The sequence below is a fragment of the Leptolyngbya sp. FACHB-8 genome (assembly GCF_014695575.1).
Lineage (GTDB): Bacteria > Cyanobacteriota > Cyanobacteriia > Elainellales > Elainellaceae > Vacuolonema.
Genome location: NZ_JACJOO010000050.1, coordinates 83,232 through 104,181, shown reverse-complemented (window position 1 = coordinate 104,181; position 20,950 = coordinate 83,232). Strand labels below are relative to the sequence as shown.

The window sequence follows — 20,950 nt, the reverse complement described above, 5'->3', positions numbered from 1 at the left end:
GCTTATGGGGTGATGGGAAGAGTTGCAAGACTCCATATAATGCAACAACAATGCAGATCTTTTACCAGGGAAAATCCCTTCGTTTTTCTAAGAAGGGAAAATTCTCCTGATAACCTGTAAAGTTTTGTAAAAATATTGCTTGAGTGATGATAATTATTCTGATTTTGCTGGTTGCGCTCGGTGTATTGGTATGGGGATTCAATCGTGCTCGCCCCTATGGCAAGCCTGGGCTATTGGCCTGGCTGCAGTCGGTTGTACTGATGGCTCCCTGGCTTTTAGTCTTTAGCCTGTTCAGCCTGGGTATTTTCATTAACTTGGCAGCTATTTTGGTAATTCTGGTGCTATCGACAGTTGCCTATATTTACTTAGGTAACCAGCTGCGAGCCTTGGGGCAAGATGCCTCAGCTTTTCGTCGTCCGTCAGCAGTTGCTTCAGAGGAACCCAGTGGGCAAACAGAGGTAATTAGCTCCTCAGAGGCTCCTTCTCCTACGTCTGATGTCGTTAAACCAACGCTAGCCGTTGAGAAAATTCCAGCAGAAGATCTACAAAAGATTAAAGAAATTTTCGGGGTTGATACCTTTTTCGCTATCGAAACTATTCCTTATATGGATGGGGCTATCTTCAAAGGCAATTTGCGGGGAGACGCAGCCGAGACCCATCAATCCTTATCGGCTCGCTTAGAAGAGCGTATGGGCGATCGCTATCGCCTGTTCTTGCTGAATGATCCAACGGAGCGGCCGACTGTTGTGATTTTGCCTAGCCAGAATGATCCCAAGCCCACAACCCTGACCCAAAAGCTATTTGCGCTGGTATTGGCTCTGGCAACCCTGGCAACCTGCTTGGAAGCAGCGGGTATTCTTTTAGGGTTTGACCTCAGTACAGAGGTCGCGCGGATTCCAGAAACTCTAGCAATCGGTGGAGGGCTATTAAGCATCCTGGCAGTCCATGAAGTTGCCCATCGCTGGGTGGCACGGCGTTACCAGGTCCGCCTTAGCCCACCCTTCTTCCTTCCAGCCTGGCAGTTAGGGTCTTTAGGTTCCCTTGTCCGGTTTGAGTCGCTTTTGCCTAACCGTAATGTGTTGTTTGATATTTCCCTGGCGGGACCAGCGGCAGGTGGCTTATTAGCCTTCATCTTTCTGATAATCGGATTATCATTATCACATCAGGGTGGTATACAAACGGGTAGTTTGTTCCCATTGCAATCAGAATTTTTTCAAGGTTCAATTCTCGTCGGTACAATGGCTCGAATTATCCTTGGAGAAGCAGTTCAGCAGCCTTACATTGAAGTACATCCATTAGTCGTGGTGGGATGGCTCGGCTTGATCATTAATGCCATTAACCTGATGCCTGCCGGTCAGTTAGATGGAGGACGTATCGTTCAGGCCATCTACGGTCGTAAAGTAGCGGGGCGCACCACTGCCGCAACCTTGATTATTTTAGGGGTTGCCTCTCTGGTCAATCCACTAGCGTTGTACTGGGCTATTGTCATTCTATTTTTGCAACGGGATCTCGAACGCCCAGCATTAAACGAATTAACCGAACCTGATGATGCCAGGGCTGCTTTTGCGCTTTTAGCATTGTTTTTGATGGCAGCAACATTGCTCCCACTCACCCCGGGCCTATCAGGTCGGCTTGGTATCGGAGGCTAAAATGTCGTTCAATCCCCCTGTGCTCGTTGTTTTGGATATTAGCGCCCTATCAGCGGGCACCAATCGGGAATGGCTTGAATTTTCTCGGATTGGTGAAGTCCATATTCCACAGTCTGTCTACGAAGAGATGAAATTTCTCTATGGGCGCACTCCAGATCCTGATCTGGAGTCGCTGGCCCGAGCCTTTCATCACTTCTATCCCACTAGTACCTGGAAAATCACAGAGGCCACAGCCCATCACCCCAGTTTGACGGCGGCGGCCCAAGCCCTTACCAAACGGGCTCGTATTGCGCTGGCCGCTGCTCGCTGTGCCTATGCGTTGTCACTCAGTCACTCAAGCTACCTGACAGTACTGGCCACGAATGACCGAGGGCTGTTGCAAAAGGTTTACGAAATTCCGTCAAATAACTTTTGTGCCATTGATGCCCCATCTCTTATTCAGTGGTGTCGCAGTGGCCAACGACCCATTTCAGTGAGCCAAAAACTTCAACAAATGAGGGCCACGGTCGCTTCTGGAATCATCACCCAGCCCCAGACGAGCGCATCCCGCATCGTCTCTACTTCCGCTCGCTCCACGACGGCAGTTCGTCATCGCTCTCGCCCAATTACGAAACCAGTTCAACCTTCTCTGGTATCCTCAGAGGCAGTGTCTCAGTTCATTTCGCTTATGATGGCCCTGGGAGGGGTTTTAATGGCGGGATGGCTGCTCTGGGCCGTCATTAGTGGTTCCAGTTTTTTAGAACCATGGCGGCAACCGGTTAGCCCGACGGAAAAATCTGGTTGATTTGTCTCATGATTACTGCGATCGCAAACCAAAAGGGAGGCGTTGCCAAAACTACATCTACCATTGCGATCGCAGGGCTTCTTGCAGAAGAAGGCTCCTGTTTGGCGATCGATCTAGACCCTCAGGGTAACCTCACCACAGGTTTGGGGGTCGAGTTGGCTGATGGGCAACCGACGGCCTATGAAGTACTGGTGGGGAAGGTTCCCCTGGAAGATGCCACGGTGACAACCGCCTCTGGTATTACTCTTCTTCCAGGAGGTATTGCTCTGGCAAAAATCGAAAAAGAATTACAACAGCAGCCCAATCGGTTACATAGCCTCAAGAAAGCTTTGGATCCCTACCTGGAGCAGTTTGAACAAATTGTCATTGACTGCCCTCCCAGCCTGGGATTATTGACCTTGAATGCTTTGTCAGCTGCCGACGCATTGCTCGTACCTGTACAATGCCAATTTTTCGCCCTGAAGGGCCTCCAGGGGTTGATGGAGACCATCGACACGGTGCAGCAGCGGTTAAACCCTGACCTGGAAATTTTGGGGGTGCTGCCTACCATGGCAGAGGTTCATACCACCATCACCCAGGATGTGATGAAAATTTTGCGATCGCAATTCGAAGGTATTCGGGTATTCGACCCAGTACCCAAGTCCGTTCGCTTCCCAGAGTCCAATATGGTAGGGAAACCTATCCATCAATTCACTCGTGAGTGGCGACTTGTACAACCCTACCGGGAAGTAGTGCGGCAGCTATTCCTGATGTCCGAAAGGTAAAGAATTCAGATATTAGGGAGTACGTATTGAATAGCCTGTAATTTTTGAGGGGGGCAGCGAGGCCGCCCCTCCCTTAAAAATTTTATCGGTGATCCTAAAACGTATGGACGGGCGGCAATTAGAACGGGTTGAATCTTTGAAGGCAGGTTTGTTAGGGGCAAGTGCGACGCTTCCCGTAATGGGGATCATCCTGGCTCTATCAATACTTTTGTCAGCCCTGGGGCATTCTAATCCCTTCAGCTTTGCATTGAGTAATCATCCCTTAGCCCTGGCACATTGGCTGGAAGTTAGCTTATGTGGATTTTTGTTTGGGGTTACCTATCGCTACACCGTTCGGCAAGACATCAAAAATTTTCAACTGAAGTCGGGGACTGTAATGGCCTTTACCCTGGTGAGGGGTTTAGGGTTAGGAGACATGGGCTGGCAGGGAGAAATCGCCTGGATAGTGCTGGCGGTATGGGTTGGGGAAGGGATTTTGTTGTTTGCGATCGCTGCTCTCCTTCTGGATCTTGCCCTCCAAAAAGGCTGGATCAACCTTTGCAAAACGCCTCCTGAATGAGGCTATCTCACCCTCAGCGTCAATTGCCATGGGTTTATCTATCTCATCATGAATGAATTAAAAGGGACACAGCATTGCTGTGTCCCTTTTAATTCAGACTCTTCAAACGGCATCTAAGCCATGCTATTTTCGATCGCCCATCGAGCTAGCTCCGTTCGATTGTGCAAACCCGTTTTGCCCAACATATTGCTAACGTGGCTTTCAATCGTCCGTTGGCTTACATTTAACTCTTCGGCAATTTCACGATTTGCCATACCGCGGGCCACATATTGTACGACTCGTAGTTCAGTCGGTGTAAGCTCCACGTCGAAGGGGACTTGAATCTTAGGAGCCGAATCCATGCCTTTGTCTTGCCGTTGAATCAAGCGGGAAGCCTGCTTGAGAGAAGACTCGACTTGAGCCACCAATTCTTCCGGTTCGAAGGGCTTGACCATATAAACATCAGCCCCGATATTGAGCCCTTTTACCCGGTCCTGGCTCTGTCCCTTGGCGGATAAGAACAAAACTGGAATCCAACTGGTACGGGGATCTTTGCGAACATGTTCGACAAAGGAGTACCCATCCATTTGCGGCATCATTACGTCACAAATAATCATGTCTGGAGTTTCTCCCTGGAGTAAGTCCAGAGCCTCCTGCCCATTCTCAGCCGTATCGACCTGATAGCCCCGAAACTCGAGATAATCTTTAACCAGCAAAATCAGGTTAGGGTCATCGTCAATGAGGAGGAGACGTTTTTGCTCCCCTGTGCCGCCTTCTTTCGTCATACTTCTATACTCGCCATGCCTATATCCAAGACAAACCTGGAACTGTCGTATTTTCTGGTGGAATGGACGCCGAAGAAGCCGCCCACACGGAAGAAAAGGCCAGTTTGCTGACGACTAATACGCCCTGTTGATTCAGGAGCAGAAAAGTCATTGGCCACTTCTTCTTGTAACCTATTCCTGCATCTATGATACCCAGAACTTTCAGAGTAGATGCGCGAGAAGCATATTAACTATCGGCTCGACTTCTCGCTAAATTATAGTGCCTCACTTCGAAAATGGACTAATCGCTTCAGTACAAAGGATTAGAGGGTTTTTGACATCACTTAAAGGGCTTGTTTGTAGACCTAAAATCTATGGTTTTAGTTTCAGAAACAAGTGTAAATCAATAAAACCAGCAACTTATGCCCTCATTTCTGAAAGCATGCCTCTAAGATTTCTCCACAATTTAGTGGCGCCTCCTAGACAATGGCTATGGTGTAAAGCTTTCAAAAAGTGTTCTACAAAATTCTTCAGAAAGTTCAAACAGCACTCGTCAGTATGATTACAGGTAAAGGAAGAAATAACCGGAAGTGCTGCTTTCTTTCTTAATTCTTAAGCAAATTAGCGGCAACTATAAAGCGACAGCAGAATCCAGTTTCACCACCAAATTTGTCAGGTGTGTCAGGTTCTACCTGTCCTATTCAAGGAAAATTGATTTTCGCCGCTTAGTAATAGTGAAGTGCGCGCATGTGAATTTTGTCTCACATCCTTTGGCTTTATCAGCCCAGAAACGCTATGTGTAAAACCCAAGTCCTGATTTTGCCCTCGCTAGGTGGTTGGGAGAGGATGCACTACGAAGGCATACTCCTGAACGATTTGATTGCCAAGTACATGTTCTTGAATAATCCGCTCAATAACCTCAGGTGTTGCGCTGTGGTACCACACTCCGTCGGGGTATACCACCAGGATTGGCCCCTGTTGGCAAACTCGCAGGCAATTCGCTTTGGTGCGAAAGGTACAGCTAGAGCGAGCTTCTGTCGGAGCATCCAGCCCTAACTCCTTAAGCCGCTTTTTGAGATAGTCCCAAGCGACTAAACCCGTTTCTTTGTCACAGCATTTAGGAACCGTGGTGTCAGCACACAGAAAAATATGCCGTTGAATGGCAGGGATGCCTAAATTTCGGGCTGTGGTTACCAAAGACTCTTGAATAGGTTGACTCATACAGATCCAGCACAAATCAGGGGGACGAGCTGCAAACGCCTGATGGTCATCTCTCCATCAACGTGGCCCACTTTTTAGGGTAGCGTACCTAACACCAGGGTTAGCGCCTCTGTCCATTCCACGACGGCTCCATAGGTATCGCCCGTATGCCCCCCTAACCGACGGTTAAACCAGACTGCGCTTAGAAGGGCGATCGCCCCACCTCCCAAACCCGGCACAAGCCAAGGTGCTGTAGCTGACGAGTTCCAAACAAGGGACCCAAGGGCTATCCCTAGCATGAGCAGGAACCCCGGAAGGGTTCCTGTCCAGGAGGGAATGGCTGTTTTATGAAATGCTCCTTTACCATCAGGTTTCAGGTACGGATAGCAGGCGATTGCAACCTGTTGTCCCCAACGCCCCCATCCGGTTGCCAGCAGTAGCATCCAACTCAACGGGTGCTGAAGGGTAGCGATGGCCGCAATTTTCAGCGCGAGGAGGGCGATCGCTGCCATCACCCCAAAGGCCCCGGTGCGGCTGTCAGCCATAACCTCCAGTCGCCGCTGTGGATCGAGAACCGCTAGCCCATCGGCTGAGTCCATCGCTCCGTCCAGATGCAGCCCTCCCGTAATGGCTACCCATAGTAGAACCAGGACGACGGCTCGCATTAAATCGGGCATGGCTACCCATCGCAGCCCAAAGTCAACTAGACTCAAGAGCCCAGCAATCAGCAACCCCACCAGGGGAGCAAATCGCGAAACCACCTGAAACTCAGGAGCCCAAGATAGAGGGACGGGCAATACCGTATAGAAGGCGATCGCTGCTAATCCCTGCTGTACCAAACGCACCATTCATTCAACCCTGTCTATTTCATTCATAACCATTCAGGTTAAGACAAAAACACAGAGGAGGTGCTTCTCAGCCCCCTCCGTGTTCTTTATGAAATTTTCAAAACTTTGCTATATATGGGTTTGTAGGAAATTACACGCGATCACTTCTCTCGCTAGCACAAATTTTAGTCAGGAGATTCAGCCACAATACGGAATTCGTCCTGGCCAATAGCCGCCATAATCGAAAGATACGATTTCTACCATCCCATTTTCAATTTTTAGGGTTTTCTAAACTTTTGGGATTTATCTTTCGTTCAAGCCAGGAGAACCTCGACGGGTGAGTTAAGATCGCTGCATAGGATACAAATTTGTCCAGCTATCTGGTATTTGGCCCTCTGCTTTTGTAGCTATCAGGCAGTTTACCTGGCAATGGCTACAAGATCTCATCGTTAGGCTACCCATCCGTTCTTGATCTCTAACAGGTTTAACAAAATTTGTATTGTTATCCTGTTCAAGACCGATTTGTTTCGTTGTATAGAGGGTGACCCTGAGTTGCGGTACCCGCCGCTGCTCAATCTCCGAGGTTCGCTAGGGCTGTAGGTTTTGTGAGTTCTATGAATCCAGACCAACTTTCCGGAAACACCGCGTTGCCTGCCCCGTGCTTGGTGGATACCGGCATCATTGCAAGCAAGCAAGATATGCAACGGCTATTGTCTGATTTGAGCCGAGTTCGTTACGGCTACACTCAAGACAGCCATTTGCACAGCGAGGATGAGGGGTATGTTATGGAGGTGTTCGCTGACCCCCATCGCTCAACCCTGGTGGCCAATCGCACTCTGTATTTGAATGTATATAGCTTCGATTATTTGGAGCTAGGCTATACGCAAGAGGGCTATCCTTGCTTCGACCTGATCCAAGAGGGACGCCAGTTACGCCTGATTCCTCTGACCAATCCTCTTGAAGAGCAAAACGCTCGTCGCCTCAATGCCGCAGCCCTCGAAGCTGTCGTAGCGGAGGTTCTCTCGGCTAGCTGGGACATGCGGATTGACGATGAAGAGAATTTTTCCTTCTAACCCAACCGATTTTTAGTGCAGGTAGCGCACCAGAAAATCGTAGTAACAAGCTTTAACTGTGAGTGGTTCGTACTGCAAGTACGGGCCACTTGTAGCTTTATAGTTTTGTTCCATCTGTATTAAATCCAGTTGCAGAATCATGATATGCAATAGTGTGGCCCATTACTGCATATCATGATTCTGCAACTGAAGTATTGCTATTCAGTTGTAGCGATAGGCCCTATCTGTTGCTGCAACTGAATAGCAATACTTTAGTTAGGTCGACTCCCATGAATAATGGAGAAGAGTGGCGGTGGATCGCTATGGGTTAATCCATGGCTGATCTACAATAGCCCTCTGAGCGATGGATTTTTGGTGACACTTTTGGACGCTTCTTATTTTTCCTTTCAGGTACAGACCCGTTGTTCCCACACCGCAGCGCGGGCGGCCACCTTTAAAACTCCCCATGGCATTTTGGAAACGCCGCGCTTTATGCCGGTGGGCACTCTGGCCAACGTCAAAACTCTCAGCCCTGAGCAACTGAAGGCGACGGGGGCACAGATGATCCTGTCCAATACCTACCATTTGCATCTGCAGCCGGGCGAGGGGATTGTGCAGAAGGCGGGTGGGCTACATAAATTCATGGCATGGGATGGGCCAATTCTGACGGACTCGGGCGGGTTTCAGGTTTTTAGCTTGAGTGAAATGCGCACCATCACCGATGAGGGGGTCACATTTCGCTCGCCTCGGGATGGGCAGATGATCAAGTTCACCCCAGAAAAATCTATTCAGGTGCAAAATGCTCTGGGGGCCGATGTGATCATGGCCTTTGACGAATGCCCGCCATATCCTGCAGATTGGGAGGCTGTTAAACAGGCCACCGATCGCACGTATCGATGGCTGAAGCGTTGCATCGAAGCTCATCAACGTCCCGACCAAGCTCTGTTTCCTATTGTGCAAGGAGGGGTTTACCCGGATCTACGCCAGGAAGCGGCAGCGGCGATCGCCCAACTCGACATGCATGGCTTTGCTATTGGCGGCGTCAGCGTTGGCGAACCAGGCCATCTCATCCAAAAAATTGTACAGGTTACAACCCCTCTACTTCCCCTTAACAAACCCCGCTACTTAATGGGAGTGGGTACGTATCGGGAAATGGTGCAAGCTATTGCTGCCGGAGTCGATATGTTTGATTGTGTGATTCCGACTCGATTGGCTCGGCATGGAGCGGCATTGGTGCGGGGCGATCGCTGGAACTTGAAAAACAATCGCTTTCGGGAGGACTTTACTCCTCTGGATGACCAGTGTCCCTGCTATACCTGTAAAAACTTTAGTCGGGCCTATTTAAGTCACTTAATTCATGCCCGTGAGCTACTGGCTTTTAGCCTCATTTCCATTCATAACATCACGGAGTTGGTGCAGTTCACGGCGCGGATTCGTGAGGCGATACTGGGCGATCGGTTCCTCGACGAATTTGGCCATTGGCTCGAACCTCAAGAAGAATTGCTGACAGAAAAAGGTGTAGAAGCGGGTTTAGCAGAGCCCTACCCCTGAAATGAACCTAGTGGCGAAATAGCGTTCAGTGATGATAGTTAGCGATCGCAATACTAATGTTTAGAGGAGGGTACTTTGTACCCTCCTCTAAACATAGGCAAACTTAAGCCGCTGATTACTAGCATGGGTTCAGGTGACGACAAAACCACCCCTGCCACAGCTCATCAACGTTCGATCGCAAAGCTTCATCTGGCGTGCTACCTGGCTAACGCTAAACCGTTGCAGTGCTTGCTGTTTCTCGCAGTTGATCAATGACATCCTTTAATCCATCACCGTTGAGGCGGTAGCTGAGGGGATGGGCAATCAGGCGAGCGGTGCTTTCAAAGAGGGTTTCGATTTCGATCAGGTTGTTCTCTTTCAGGGTGCGGCCTGTGGCCACCAAGTCCACGATGGCTTCTGACATGCCTGTAATGGGCCCTAACTCAACAGAACCGTACAGGGGGACAACCTGCACCGGGAGATCCAGGCTTTGGAAATAGTCGTGAGCACAGTGAACAAACTTAGAGGCCACCCGGCAGTGGGGGGGGAGATCCAGGGCAGAGCGGTAAGGACTGGATGCCTTGACTGCAATGGACATGCGACAGTGCCCAAAGCCAAGATCCGCTAAATGAGCAACTCGGGGCTGTTTCTCCCGCAAAACGTCGTAGCCAATGAAGCCCAGCTGAGCCTGGCCGTACTCCACATACACGGGTACATCGTAGTTGCGAACCAATAATGCTTTTGCGCGATGGCTCTTGTCCCAAATTTCTAGCTGCCGATTAGAGGAGTCTAGAAAATCACTAAAGTCCAATCCCACTTCTTGTAGGAGGCGAATGCTGTCCTTCAATAGGCTGCCCTTGGGCAGTGCAACGGTAATCATGCAATATCACTCAGTAATTTCTGTTGACCCCAGGCATACGAGCTCATCAAGCCGGGGCCTTCTCTAACTTTACCGGGCTTCGACGCCACTCACTTTTAAGATGTCGCTGAGGGTAGCACAATAGGGAACGGCCCCATAGGTCGTAGGATTGACGTAGTGTTGGTGGGTAAAATGGCGATACGTCATACAGAAGCGATCCCATGCCGCCATCTGGATCCGAAAGACCCGGATAAAGAAGTTCGCTAAGGGTAAGACCAGGGGAATCCGGAAGTAGATTTGCTGTTGCAGATACTTGCAGATTTCCTCGATCGCTTGATTCACCGTTAGGGGCGGGTTACCCAGCACCAGCTCACGGCGATCGCTCTCCCCAAGCGGATGATCGACTAAGTGAACCACCACCTGAGCAATGTCGCGGCTGTGCAGGAAATGGAAACTACCGTCTAGCTTAAAAAATCGAATCAGCCCAATCCACTTCAGCACATCGGGCAGCCCACCTGTGAGGTGGGACATTGGCTTGTTCTGATCGCCACCAAAAACCAGGGTGGGAAAAAGGGTCGTGATTTGGGGAGCGATCGCCAGTTTGCTTAACCGCTGATGGCAGGTGAACTTGGAACGGATATAGTCGGTGCCTAACTGCCCGGCTTCCTTGAGGGGCTGGTTGTCCCGCCCTAAAATGCTGGCAGTTGAGAAGTAGAGCACTTGCTCACACACATCGGGGTCCAGCAAGTTCATTAACCGAATGGTTTTGGTGACATTAATGTCGTAGGTTTCTTGAGGACCACCCCAAGCCGCTGCTGTCAGCACCGCTACATCTATGGTCTTGAGCAGCTTGCTGAACTTTTCAATCTGATACATATCCCCCTGCAAGAGATGAATACCTGGGCGTGCCTCAGTATTCAACTTGAACTTATCCGGATTCCGTACCAATAGGAACAGTTCGTGGGAGGTCTGCTGAATCAAAGCATCGACAATGTAATGGCCGATGCAGCCGCTAGCCCCCGTCACGAAGATACGTTTGGCAGTCATGGGCAAGGGAAGTGAAAAAACTGGCGAATGAAAATAGCAACACGAATGCGCGAAATCTCCTGTATAGAAGATCTCCCGCAGCAGTATAGTTCCCTTTGGATGAAGGGTTTCGGTCAGTAAAGAGAAAATTTCGGGCTGGATTGATTATAGGTTGTGAAAGGAGTTCTAACCTCCCATAACGATCAATCCAACCCGATGATGCATCCTCAATGATGGCAGGGTGTTATGACATGTGACGAACACGTGCCATAACACTGGTTTACGCTGTTGCCAGGAGTTGATCCGCCTGTTTTGCTGTTTCGAAGAAGAATGCTGCGTTTTCCTCGGGGGTCTTGGGCAAAATGCCGTGACCCAGGTTGAGGATGTGACCGCGATTTCCGGCTTTGCGAATGGTGTCGATGATGCGATCGCGAATCAGCGCCTTTGAGCCAAACAGGATGCCGGGGTCGATGTTGCCCTGTACTCCAACGTTGGGGCCAAGACGACGACGAGCATCAGCCATATCGACTGTCCAGTCAACGCTGACGATGTCCACACCAGACTGACCCATGCGCTCCAGTACACCGGCGCTACCGCTGATATAAAGAATCATCGGTACATCGGGATACTTGGCCTTCACCTGGCGCACGACTTGTTGCTGGTAGGGCAGGGCGAAGATGTCGTAATCCATCGGGCTCAAGTGGCCGGCCCAGGAGTCAAACATTTGTACGACCTGAGCGCCATTCTCGATCTGGTAGCCAACGTAGGTGGCAATAGAGTCTGCAATCTTGCTGAGGAACTGGTGCAGGATGGTAGGTTCTGAGAAGGCCATGCCTTTGATGATGCTGTAGTCCTTGGAGCCTTTACCTTCGATGGCGTAAGCGGCTAGGGTCCAGGGGGCACCGACGAAGCCCAGAACGGCAGCTTCATTGCCCACTTCGTGACGCAGGGTACGGAGGATTTCGCCCACGAAGGGAAGGCTGGCTTCCGGATCTAGGGGATTAATGGCGTCTACCTGTTCCTGAGTGCGGATAGGGGTGTCGATGATGGGCCCGCGGCTTTCGATGATGTCGAAGGGGATGCCGATGCCCGGAAGGGGAGTCAGAATGTCGGAAAAGAGGATGACGCCGTCGGGACGGAAGGCACGCCAGGGTTGCAGAGAAATTTCGACCGCAACATCCACGGTTTCAGACCGTTCCCGGAAGGAGGGATACTTATCGCGCAGATCCCGGTAAGCCTTCATATAGCGTCCGGCCTGACGCATCATCCACACGGGGGGCCGATCCAACACTTCACCCCGGGCAGCACGCAACAAATAGGGAATCTGAGTCGATTCGGTCATTTCAACTCCGTGATTGCTAAGCAGTGTTTGTAATGCAACTGTTAGCTTACCACTCGGCGATCGCCCTTCCAGTGCCCACCCCAGGCGATTCTTTATAAAACTTCACTGGATCCATCCCGAACCGATCCCGGCTGATCCCAGACGATGTAGTCGCAGGTTCGGTTAAGGAGCTTTGTAGAGCGTTGTGTAGCTGAGGTGGTGATTGTTTGAGGTTTTGTTGCTGAGCAGGGACTTGGTTTGGGGGCACGCCGTCCCCCAAACCCCCAGGCTGAGGGACGGCTGCCCGTCCCCCAGCCCCCCTCGGCAAGGAGGTTTTGTAGAGATGTTGTTAGGCCGCTTCGCATGGCTTGGGTTTTGAAGCAGGTTTCTGTGCCTTCTTCAACGAAGGCTTTTAGAGCCTTATTAGGAAGCGTTTTAGGCTGTGGCTAGGTTTTGGCTGAAGAAGGCGAGGGTTTTCTGCCAGGCATCGGTGGCGGCAGTAGGGTTGTAGGCTTCGGGACGGGTGTCGTTGAAGAAGGCGTGGCCGGAATTGGGGTAGATGTGGGTTTCGAGGGTGCGGTCAGCTGCGCGAATGGCGGCCTCGAGCTGGCTGACGGCCTCGGAGGTGACCAGGTCATCTTGTTCTCCAAAGAAGCCCAATACAGGGCCTTGAAGCTTGGAGAAGTCGGGCTTGACGTTGGGATGAATGCCGTAGAAGTCTACAACGGCACCAATGTTGGGGCTGAGGGTGCCTGCTAATAGTGCGAGTTGTCCTCCCATGCAGAAGCCTACGACGCCGATGGTGTCAGAGGTGACGGCATCATGATTCAGCAAGTATTCAACGGTTTTCAGGAGTTTCTGGGCCGTCTGGTCGATGTTGAGAGCCATCAGTAATCGTCCAGCTTCGTCGGGGCTGGTGGTTTGGGTACCGTCGTAGAGGTCGGGGGCGATCGCCACATATCCCGCTTCTGCAAACCGATCGGCCAGGTTTTTAATATGTGGCACTAAACCCCACCATTCTTGCAACACAATAATTCCAGGCCCTGAACCTGAGGCTGGAGTTGCCAGATAGCCGATGCCTTGAATGTCCGTTCCCATAGATTCCCTTGTGTTGTATTGCGAAACGTTAATTTATAGCCGTTGACTACGATAAGGGAATTTTCAATTTGTTGCCTCATCGTTCCGTGGTCATGTTTCAAATAGATGGATGGGATGAGGTGGAAGGGACACGAAGTGCCCCTTCCACCTCATCCCATCCATCTGTCTAGAACACTACCTGATAGTTCTTGGGAGTATCCCCTTTAGAATGGGATTAGGTTTCAAGTAACTCCGTTAAGCCATGACTGCAACACCGATTTCTACCCCTGATTTGACTGTCCAGGCGAAAGCGACCCGTGAGGCGGCGCGGCATCTGGCGGTGCTGCCAGAGGCAGAGCGCAATCAGGCTGTGGAGGCGATCGCCCAATCTCTCGAAGCGCATGCAGCAGAAATCATCGCTGCCAACGAAGAAGATCGACGGATTGCGGAAGCCGAAGGGTTGGCGAAGGCACTGTATGGTCGTCTGAAATTGGATGCGGAGAAATTGTCGGGGGCGATCGCTGGAGTTCGCGATGTTGCCAAGCTGCCTGATCCGTTAGGCCGAGTGCAGATTCATCGAGAGCTGGATAATGGCTTGCTGATGAAACGGATCACCTGTCCGCTGGGAGTTTTAGGCGTGATCTTTGAGTCGCGGCCCGATGCCTTGGTGCAAATTGCAACTCTGGCTGTGAAGTCGGGCAACGGCGTGATTCTGAAAGGGGGGCGGGAAGCGATCCGTTCCTGCGAAGCTCTGACCCAAGCGATTCATGCAGGATTAACATCCATAGGCATTGACCCGGCGGTGGTGCGGCTGCTAACCACTCGGGAGGAAACCATGTCCCTTCTGAACCTGGATCAGTATGTAGATTTGATCATTCCTCGCGGCTCCAACGTGTTTGTGCGCTTTGTGCAACAGAACACGAAGATTCCCGTACTGGGCCATGCCGATGGGATTTGCCACCTGTATATCGATCGAGCCGCGGATATGGAGATGGCGATCGCCCTCACCATCGATGCAAAAACCAGCTATCCCTCGGCCTGTAACACGATCGAAACCCTGCTAGTGCATCGGGACATTGCACCTCAACTGCTGCCAAAATTAGCCGATGCTCTTCAGACGCGGGCTGTAGAACTGCGGGGGGATGCTGAAACGCAACACCTGTTAGCAACTCACGGCATCACAATTCAGCAGGTGACCGATGAGGACTGGAAGACGGAGTATAGCGATCTGATTTTGGCGATTAAGCAAGTGGAATCGGTGGATGAAGCGATCGCCCACATCAACACCTACGGTTCCCGTCATACGGATGGCATTGTGACTCAGGATGAGCAGGTCGCCCTCACCTTCATGAACCAAGTGGATGCAGCGGGAGTGTTCCATAATTGTTCCACCCGCTTTGCTGACGGATTCCGCTACGGCTTTGGCGCAGAGGTCGGCATCAGCACCCAGAAAATGCCGCCCCGTGGCCCCGTTGGAATGGAGGGTTTGGTGACTTACAAGTACTGGCTTACCGGGGAAGGCCATGTGTCTACGACCTACTCCGGCCCAGATGCTCGCCCCTTTACCCATCGCGATCTGTAATCTTTTGATTGGTTAAGTAGCAAAAGAACTGGACACTGGGTGTTCCTCAAACATCCAGTGTCGGGTTGGAATGCCAGTATTTCTGCCGGAGCTGTTTTGAGGAACGCTAAATGGCTGATTGCCTTCATATCACGAACATTCGTGCCTATGGCTACGTCGGTCTGTACCCGGAAGAACAGACCCTCGGCCAGTGGTTCTCGGTGAATCTCACCGTTTGGCTCGACCTGACGCGGCCAGCTCAGACGGATGAGATTACCCATACCTATGACTACAGCGTCGTCGCTCAGGAAATCCAGACCCTGATCCAAACGATGAAATTTAAGCTGATTGAGCGAATGGCAGGGGCGATCGCCGATCATGTTCTCCAATCCAATCTGGTGGAACAGGTGCAGGTATGCCTGACCAAGGAGCGTCCAGCCATCCCCAATTTCATGGGCAGCGTCACTGTGGACATTACTCGTACCCGTTCCAATTCCCTGTGAAGATGTGCCTAATGTTCTACGTCCTGCTTAGGCAGGCCATAGAGCATTAGGCACATCTTTAATAACCTGAGTTTGGATTAAGGGCGTTTTCGAGTGCCGCGCAACGCGCAGCACTCGAAAACAGGCACTCGAAAAAGCCCATTATTGCGTGCGCGTCGCGCACGCAATAATGGGCGGTTCGGCTTATCCCGAACTGACGTTAAAAACAGCAGTGAAACGATAAGTTTCACTGCTGTTTCCGCTATAGGTGATGAGGTTAATTCACCTCTTCCAGGAAGGTTTGGACGCGGCCATCAGGAGCCAGGATAACCCGCACCATAGCACGTTGATAGGGAGCTAGTGGGCTGACGAAGTTGTCGCCTAGCAAAGGCATATTCGTGCGATCGATATAAACCCCAGCTGCGTCTCCCAGAGGAGTAATCTGCTCCACGCTTCCATCAGCCCCTAACGTTAGGCGATACTCCAGGGTTTCGCCCAGGTTCTCAGGGGGCTGCCAGCGCTCCTGGAAGTAACTCTGAACCTCATTGGTTTGTGGAATTTCTACCCCAGCGCGGCTCAAATCAGTGGTAGGGCGATTGCGGGCCGTAGGTGGCGGGGCGATCGCTGCCGTATCTCCAGCCGCCGCTTCAGGATCCGCTTGCCTCGCCGCGCTGATGCTAGGTGCCTCACTGGTGGAGAAAGTTTCGGGTGGAGCTTGGCGCACGGTTGGGTTAGAAGGCACATTGGCACCTTGAGTAGTACTGGCCCCTCCACCAGGAATGATTTGGGGTGATTGTGGCACTCTGGTTGGTGCGGGCTGCACTGCAACAGCCCCAGGAGGAACAGGGGCCCCTTGCCCACGGGGGGCTGTATTCCCCTGGGGAGGCGGTACAGGGAAAGGGAACCCGGGTTGCACTGACCCTGGAGGTGCCCCAGGGGGAACCTTCGTAGTTTGGGACAAGCCATTGGGTTGGGGGGTTGCGCCGGGCACGGGGAGAGGCGCACCTGCTGCGGGTGGAGGCGTGGTTGGCACGGATTGAACCGCAACATTTTCGGGCGCAGACTCCTGAGCTACCTGGGTAGGGGCTGGGGCCGAAACATCCATGACAAATTTAGTGATGCCGCCAGTAGCACCAATGGCTAATACCAACATCGCCGCCATGCTGGCCCATCGTCGGGTGCTGGAAACAGCGCGTTGCTGGCTCGGTAAGGCCAACATCTCAGCAGAGTAATCGTCTAATGCGTTAGCCAGATCAAACAGTTGAACAGCACTGAGGCGAACGACATCTCCCGATTCTGGAGTGGATAAGGTTCCCAGATGAAGGTCGTGGGCCAGTAAACCTCGGGGTTCGATAAAAATCCCGCTTTCGGCTGCGGCTACTGGTGTGTGGAGCGCAATGGGTGAACCGTTTGTCGCTGTAGACCGTTCAGCACCCAGGGGAAGTACCTCTAAATTTCGCTCAAGTAGTCGAGGGGATTGAGGGGTCAACCGAAGCAGGGCAGAATCCGTCGTATCAACGTCCGAATCCAGCAAGTTCTGCACGTAGCGGCTGACCACATCGCCCAGGGCTTCCAATTGGTTGCGATCGCCCGATATCTGTACCACACGCGCATCAGGCCGCTGAGGGTCATCTAGATGGAGGTTAAACCGCACATCTCTCAATACTGTCTGGTCAGCCCACCGAGATAGGGAAGACTGGTTGGCCCGCACTTCCAGGGTGCAAGTGGGTGGGGTATATCGGCGAAGGACGGAAGTAGGCATTGGGGTTTAGGGGTGCGTAATCAGGCGTCAACAAGCAAGGGGGTCGTTGCAGGTGGTTGTTATTTAGCGCGTTCCATCAGGGACACCCATAAACGGCGAGTACCATTTGGCGCACTGTAGAACAGCAGATCAATCAACAACTTGAGGGCCAGGTAGGAGAGTTGATTGGGATTGGCCTCATCCTCCATGCGCTCCTCGTACATGTTATTGAAATTATCCAGGTAATCGCCCAGAAGGGCCGCTTCATGGGGGGGGCGGTTTTGCTCGGTTAGTTGTTCTAACAGAGTTACCCCACGTCGCACCAACTCCTGGTGCTGGTTTGCCAAATGGCAGATGATCATCACCAGAGCTCGTGCTTCCTCTACATCCATGCGCTTGCGGCCCTGGCCCTTCCGCAGGGGGCTGGCCTGGCGGAGCCGCCAGAGGGAAACGCGATCGCCGACGCGATCGGTTAAATCGAGGGCTTCCGCAGCCTGAAGCATTGCTTCAGATCCTAGGCCGGTCAGGGCTTCCAGAGATAACAACACCAGATCCAGATGGGCCTTGATGTTATCTAGCTGAGCCACATCAGGTTGATAGGTGAGGCTCAGATTATCCCAGGCGGGATGAGAGGTTGGGGCTTTGGCGGTAGAGGGCATAGCTCTAAAGTAAGACGAAACGATCAAACCGACGTTTGGGTTACAAGACTTGAAACAGCTTGAAGTCGTCCAGCACCGGAAAATGTAGAGAAATCAAGCCACAGACCTCAAGATCGTCCTGACAAACCCGATTGATTTCAGGACGGTTAGGTTTACCTGCATTTAAGCAAGGATGAGCCGGTTTTGGGCTAAATCCCATTGACACTTCCTAAAGTGGTTAGAGTCAAAGCCCTCCAAAGAACGAAGGCGCACAAGGCCAATGCAACTCATATGAATAGCCCTTGTGTAGTACAAGGCGCAAGTCAGGAGATCGGGTGGGTAAATACGAATTGGAAAGGGCGATCGCCCTCCTTCCTGATTTGAGCCACCCAACGAGGGCCAGTCACAGAACCTTCACTGACTTCGAGTAATTAATAAAACCTCTGTAAACTTGGTAACGAATTAAAGCGGTGGTCAAAGAAAACATTATACAAAGTGGGAGATTGTGGGATCTGCCTTAAGTTTTGTTCTTGGTAACTTCTGGATGGCAACATCCGGTGGGTGCGTCGAAGCGGTACGCCTGTAAGCATTCATACTGGACATCTAAACCATGGAAATGGAAAAGGTTCTTTATATTCTGAGCGAATTGAGCGATCGCGACGTAGATTGGCTGGTGCAGGTGGGTAAGAAAACTCCCGTTGCAGCAGGCAGTACGCTCATTCGAGAAGGCCAACCCGTTAATACACTCTATATTTTGCTAGAGGGCGCACTGGTCGTATCCATCTCTGCTATGGAGCGACAAATCGCGAAACTAGACAGTGGGGAGGTGGTTGGTGAAATGTCGTTTATCGATGCTTACCCTCCATCCGCGACCGTGCAAACTCTGGAAGATTCGTTAGTACTGGCAGTGCCACGTGCAAAACTGGCTGCAAAGCTACAGCAAGATGAAGGGTTTGCCAGCCGTTTCTACCGAGCGTTAGCGATTCTTCTATCTCAGCGATTGCGGGGTACGACACGCCAGTTAAGTGAGGAAAGCCATGCGGCTTCTGAGGCTCGTGCAGCCTGTCATGTAGATGGGCAATTGATGCTTGCCCAAACTCGCTTTGAGCGCCTATTGCAAGAACCTGAGTTTGTCCAGTCTTAAAGAGCTTTCGTAGGTCAAAAGCCTCACAGAAAGTTTTTCAGTCCAACTCTTAAGGGCGATACTTGCCCTCAAAGATCACAAGGCTATAGGAGAAATCCTATAGCCTTGCAAATTGATTACAGCGCTTTTCAAACACTTAAAATCTGGTTATTTTTGTGAGAGCCGCACTCCGCGCGGCTCTCACAAAAATAACCGTGGCTGACTCAAGCGCAAAGCGCTGTAACCTAAGTTCGGGTTAAGGACGTTTTTGAGTGCGCTTCGCACACCAAAATGGGCACTTCAGCTTATCCCGAACTGAGGTTGATTAGGTCAATTTTAGTTTGGTGAGCAAGTATTGGGTGGAACGATACGCCAAAGAGTCAGAGCCATTTCGTCGGCCGTGAGACGAGAAGGAACATAGGCTTCCTGTAATGCTCCAGGACGGCTGGAGAATTGCTCCATTAGCGTTGGAGAGGGATTGAGGACAAAGGTATCGAGTTGACAGGGGCGTAGTTGTTGAAGCAGGCGATCGCCCTCTCCCACCTGAATTTCTACTTCTGGCTTTAGAAACTGAGTGAGTGAAATTAAGTCATACACCTCGGTTGGCTCGGCCAACACTCGGGGGCGAGGCACCTGGTTGATGAGGGTGGCGATCGCCGGATTGTGTAGGTTTCGGGTTTTGAGGTAGCGAGGCGACCGCCACAGGTTGCCAATAGAGCAGGTGAGAGCGATCGCTAATAACACCGCAACAATTTTCTGCCACCGGCGGTTCCAGTCTTTTGGGTAATACTTGTAGGCCGCTTGGACACCCAGCCATCCCGCCACAATTAGAATCAGTGCTACATGGGTGGGAATCCAGTAGCGAGGGGCCGTCGAGCGTTTTCCGCCCAACAATAGATCCGCCAGCATTAGCATCAGTGGGGTTGGTAGGCCCAGAGCCAGCACGAAGCCCCAAATGCGGGGGGACGTGTTGCGCACCAAACCCATAGCCGCCCATGCAAACGCAATCAGAATCACAATAGAGGTGCAAATTTGCAGATTTGAGAGGGGAGTGCCAAGGGGAGCCACCGGAGTGTCGAATACCAGGATGCTGAGGGTATAAATCCAAATACCAATCCGCTCCACCAATCCCATTGGCTGTTGCATCCAGACGGTGTTACTTTGCAGCGTGTCCCAACGCGATACAACAATCCACAGCCAGGGTCCAAAGGAGACAAAGCTGGCAGCGATCGCTAATCCTCCCCTCCGTACAGTACGGGTTAAACGACCCTTTTCCAGGCAAATAAGGTAGATGCCCTGGGCGATCGCCAACGGTATTGAAAGCAGCGACGTATAAAGGCATAAGCTGAGGCTGAGGCTGTAGCCGAACCAATCATGGGCTTTGCCAGTATTGAGCGATCGCAACAACATTCCTCCGGAGAGCACCAGCAGTAGAACCCAAAGGCTGTAGGGGCGGGCTTCTTGGGCGTAGGCGATAAGCAAGGGCGAACTGGCCATTAATCCTACAGCCAGCCACCCAGCCAGGGAGGAGCACATCCACTCCCAGCACAACCAATACACGGCTGGTAAGGCAAGCAGGCTGAGAATCACGGAAAGGCTACGTAATGACTCAGGGTTGCGGCCAAACAGTGCTGTCCATTGTCGCGCGATTAAAAAGTAGAGGGGGGCATGTTCGGGGCTGTTAGCCAGGGCTTGTAGCGTAGCCTGGGCAGAGCGCGGGCTTGGCCCCTGAATGTACGGCCGTAAATCGCCTGGAGTTCGAAAGTGGCCGTCTGAAACTTCCGCCACCACTTCCGCTTCGGTGTAGCCACCAATGCGCACAGCTGTTGCCACCTCATCGACCCAGAAGACGCGCTGATCAAGCTGCGCCCACCGCAACCCAAAGCCAAGCAGCAGTAACACCAACAGAAACACAAACCAGAAGCGGGTCAGCATCCGACTCGGCCGCCACAACGGGAATCGGCCTCCCCATGAACGTGGAGTCAGCATCGCTAAAGGCTCAAATCGAGGCATA

At 51.8% G+C, this 20,950-nt stretch carries 21 protein-coding genes; 9 read left to right on the top strand and 12 right to left on the bottom strand.

The window, feature by feature from the left end; translation table 11 throughout:
- Positions 1-146: 146 nt before the first annotated feature.
- From H6F91_RS11655 to H6F91_RS11640, 4 genes are all read left to right on the top strand, one after another.
- Positions 147-1,649, top strand: a complete 1,503-nt coding sequence (locus H6F91_RS11655) for a site-2 protease family protein (protein ID WP_190772311.1) — start codon at positions 147-149, stop codon at positions 1,647-1,649.
- 1 nt (position 1,650) lies between these two features.
- Entirely contained in the window at positions 1,651-2,433 is a 783-nt protein-coding gene (locus H6F91_RS11650) for a hypothetical protein (RefSeq protein ID WP_190772310.1), read from the top strand.
- An 8-nt stretch (positions 2,434-2,441) separates the two neighbouring features.
- Positions 2,442-3,197: an AAA family ATPase gene (locus H6F91_RS11645; protein WP_190772309.1), complete on the top strand. Its 756-nt coding sequence runs from the start codon at positions 2,442-2,444 to the stop codon at positions 3,195-3,197.
- 103 nt (positions 3,198-3,300) lie between these two features.
- Positions 3,301-3,756, top strand: coding sequence for a hypothetical protein (locus H6F91_RS11640; RefSeq protein ID WP_190772308.1), 456 nt, complete (start codon positions 3,301-3,303; stop codon positions 3,754-3,756).
- A 113-nt stretch (positions 3,757-3,869) separates the two neighbouring features.
- Here H6F91_RS11640 and H6F91_RS11635 read toward each other — a convergent pair whose 3' ends face one another.
- The 3 genes from H6F91_RS11635 to cobS form a co-directional block, all read right to left on the bottom strand.
- Positions 3,870-4,520, bottom strand: a complete 651-nt coding sequence (locus tag H6F91_RS11635) for a response regulator transcription factor (RefSeq protein WP_190772307.1) — start codon at positions 4,518-4,520, stop codon at positions 3,870-3,872.
- An 807-nt stretch (positions 4,521-5,327) separates the two neighbouring features.
- A complete protein-coding gene (locus H6F91_RS11630; protein ID WP_190772306.1) occupies positions 5,328-5,720 on the bottom strand; it encodes a ferredoxin in 393 nt (130 codons plus the stop codon).
- A gap of 74 nt (positions 5,721-5,794) precedes the next feature.
- A complete protein-coding gene (gene cobS, locus H6F91_RS11625) occupies positions 5,795-6,547 on the bottom strand; it encodes an adenosylcobinamide-GDP ribazoletransferase (protein ID WP_190772305.1) in 753 nt (250 codons plus the stop codon).
- A 593-nt stretch (positions 6,548-7,140) separates the two neighbouring features.
- Between cobS and H6F91_RS11620 the strand changes: the two genes are divergently transcribed.
- Positions 7,141-7,599 (top strand): hypothetical protein, encoded by a 459-nt coding sequence (locus H6F91_RS11620; RefSeq protein ID WP_190772304.1) that lies wholly within the window; start codon positions 7,141-7,143, stop codon positions 7,597-7,599.
- 276 nt (positions 7,600-7,875) lie between these two features.
- The gene (tgt, locus tag H6F91_RS11615) at positions 7,876-9,129 is read left to right on the top strand and encodes a tRNA guanosine(34) transglycosylase Tgt (RefSeq protein ID WP_190772303.1); all 1,254 of its coding nucleotides are present in this window, start codon (positions 7,876-7,878) and stop codon (positions 9,127-9,129) included.
- A gap of 211 nt (positions 9,130-9,340) precedes the next feature.
- On the opposite strand, the gene hisG is transcribed toward tgt, so the two are convergent.
- The 5 genes from hisG to H6F91_RS11590 all read right to left on the bottom strand — a co-directional run bounded on the left by hisG (position 9,341) and on the right by H6F91_RS11590 (position 13,412).
- The gene (gene hisG, locus H6F91_RS11610) at positions 9,341-9,988 is read right to left on the bottom strand and encodes an ATP phosphoribosyltransferase (RefSeq protein ID WP_190772302.1); all 648 of its coding nucleotides are present in this window, start codon (positions 9,986-9,988) and stop codon (positions 9,341-9,343) included.
- Positions 9,989-10,057: 69 nt separating this feature from the next.
- Complete coding sequence (locus H6F91_RS11605; protein WP_190772301.1) at positions 10,058-11,014, bottom strand: NAD(P)-dependent oxidoreductase; 957 nt, start codon at positions 11,012-11,014, stop codon at positions 10,058-10,060.
- Between the two features lie 259 nt (positions 11,015-11,273).
- On the bottom strand, positions 11,274-12,335 hold the full coding sequence (hemE, locus tag H6F91_RS11600) for a uroporphyrinogen decarboxylase (RefSeq protein WP_190772300.1): 1,062 nt from the start codon (positions 12,333-12,335) through the stop codon (positions 11,274-11,276).
- Positions 12,336-12,381: 46 nt separating this feature from the next.
- The gene (locus tag H6F91_RS11595) at positions 12,382-12,582 is read right to left on the bottom strand and encodes a hypothetical protein (RefSeq protein ID WP_190772299.1); all 201 of its coding nucleotides are present in this window, start codon (positions 12,580-12,582) and stop codon (positions 12,382-12,384) included.
- A 167-nt stretch (positions 12,583-12,749) separates the two neighbouring features.
- Positions 12,750-13,412, bottom strand: coding sequence for a dienelactone hydrolase family protein (locus H6F91_RS11590; protein WP_190772298.1), 663 nt, complete (start codon positions 13,410-13,412; stop codon positions 12,750-12,752).
- 241 nt (positions 13,413-13,653) lie between these two features.
- Between H6F91_RS11590 and H6F91_RS11585 the strand changes: the two genes are divergently transcribed.
- Together H6F91_RS11585 and folB are read left to right on the top strand one after the other, a co-directional pair.
- Positions 13,654-14,973, top strand: a complete 1,320-nt coding sequence (locus H6F91_RS11585) for a glutamate-5-semialdehyde dehydrogenase (RefSeq protein WP_190772297.1) — start codon at positions 13,654-13,656, stop codon at positions 14,971-14,973.
- A gap of 110 nt (positions 14,974-15,083) precedes the next feature.
- The gene (folB, locus tag H6F91_RS11580; RefSeq protein WP_190772296.1) at positions 15,084-15,455 is read left to right on the top strand and encodes a dihydroneopterin aldolase; all 372 of its coding nucleotides are present in this window, start codon (positions 15,084-15,086) and stop codon (positions 15,453-15,455) included.
- A 256-nt stretch (positions 15,456-15,711) separates the two neighbouring features.
- Here folB and H6F91_RS11575 read toward each other — a convergent pair whose 3' ends face one another.
- The 3 genes from H6F91_RS11575 to H6F91_RS11565 are packed head-to-tail and all read right to left on the bottom strand — an operon-like array spanning position 15,712 to position 18,033.
- Complete coding sequence (locus H6F91_RS11575) at positions 15,712-17,196, bottom strand: DUF4335 domain-containing protein (protein ID WP_190772295.1); 1,485 nt, start codon at positions 17,194-17,196, stop codon at positions 15,712-15,714.
- A 59-nt stretch (positions 17,197-17,255) separates the two neighbouring features.
- On the bottom strand, positions 17,256-17,834 hold the full coding sequence (locus tag H6F91_RS11570; protein WP_190772294.1) for a DUF3038 domain-containing protein: 579 nt from the start codon (positions 17,832-17,834) through the stop codon (positions 17,256-17,258).
- Positions 17,835-17,874: 40 nt separating this feature from the next.
- A complete protein-coding gene (locus H6F91_RS11565; protein ID WP_190772293.1) occupies positions 17,875-18,033 on the bottom strand; it encodes a hypothetical protein in 159 nt (52 codons plus the stop codon).
- A 390-nt stretch (positions 18,034-18,423) separates the two neighbouring features.
- Between H6F91_RS11565 and H6F91_RS11560 the strand changes: the two genes are divergently transcribed.
- On the top strand, positions 18,424-18,957 hold the full coding sequence (locus tag H6F91_RS11560) for a cyclic nucleotide-binding domain-containing protein (protein ID WP_199307773.1): 534 nt from the start codon (positions 18,424-18,426) through the stop codon (positions 18,955-18,957).
- 315 nt (positions 18,958-19,272) lie between these two features.
- Here the strand turns inward: H6F91_RS11560 and H6F91_RS11555 are convergent, their stop codons facing one another.
- Complete coding sequence (locus H6F91_RS11555) at positions 19,273-20,949, bottom strand: glycosyltransferase family 39 protein (RefSeq protein WP_190772292.1); 1,677 nt, start codon at positions 20,947-20,949, stop codon at positions 19,273-19,275.
- Between the last annotated feature and the right edge of the window lies 1 nt (position 20,950).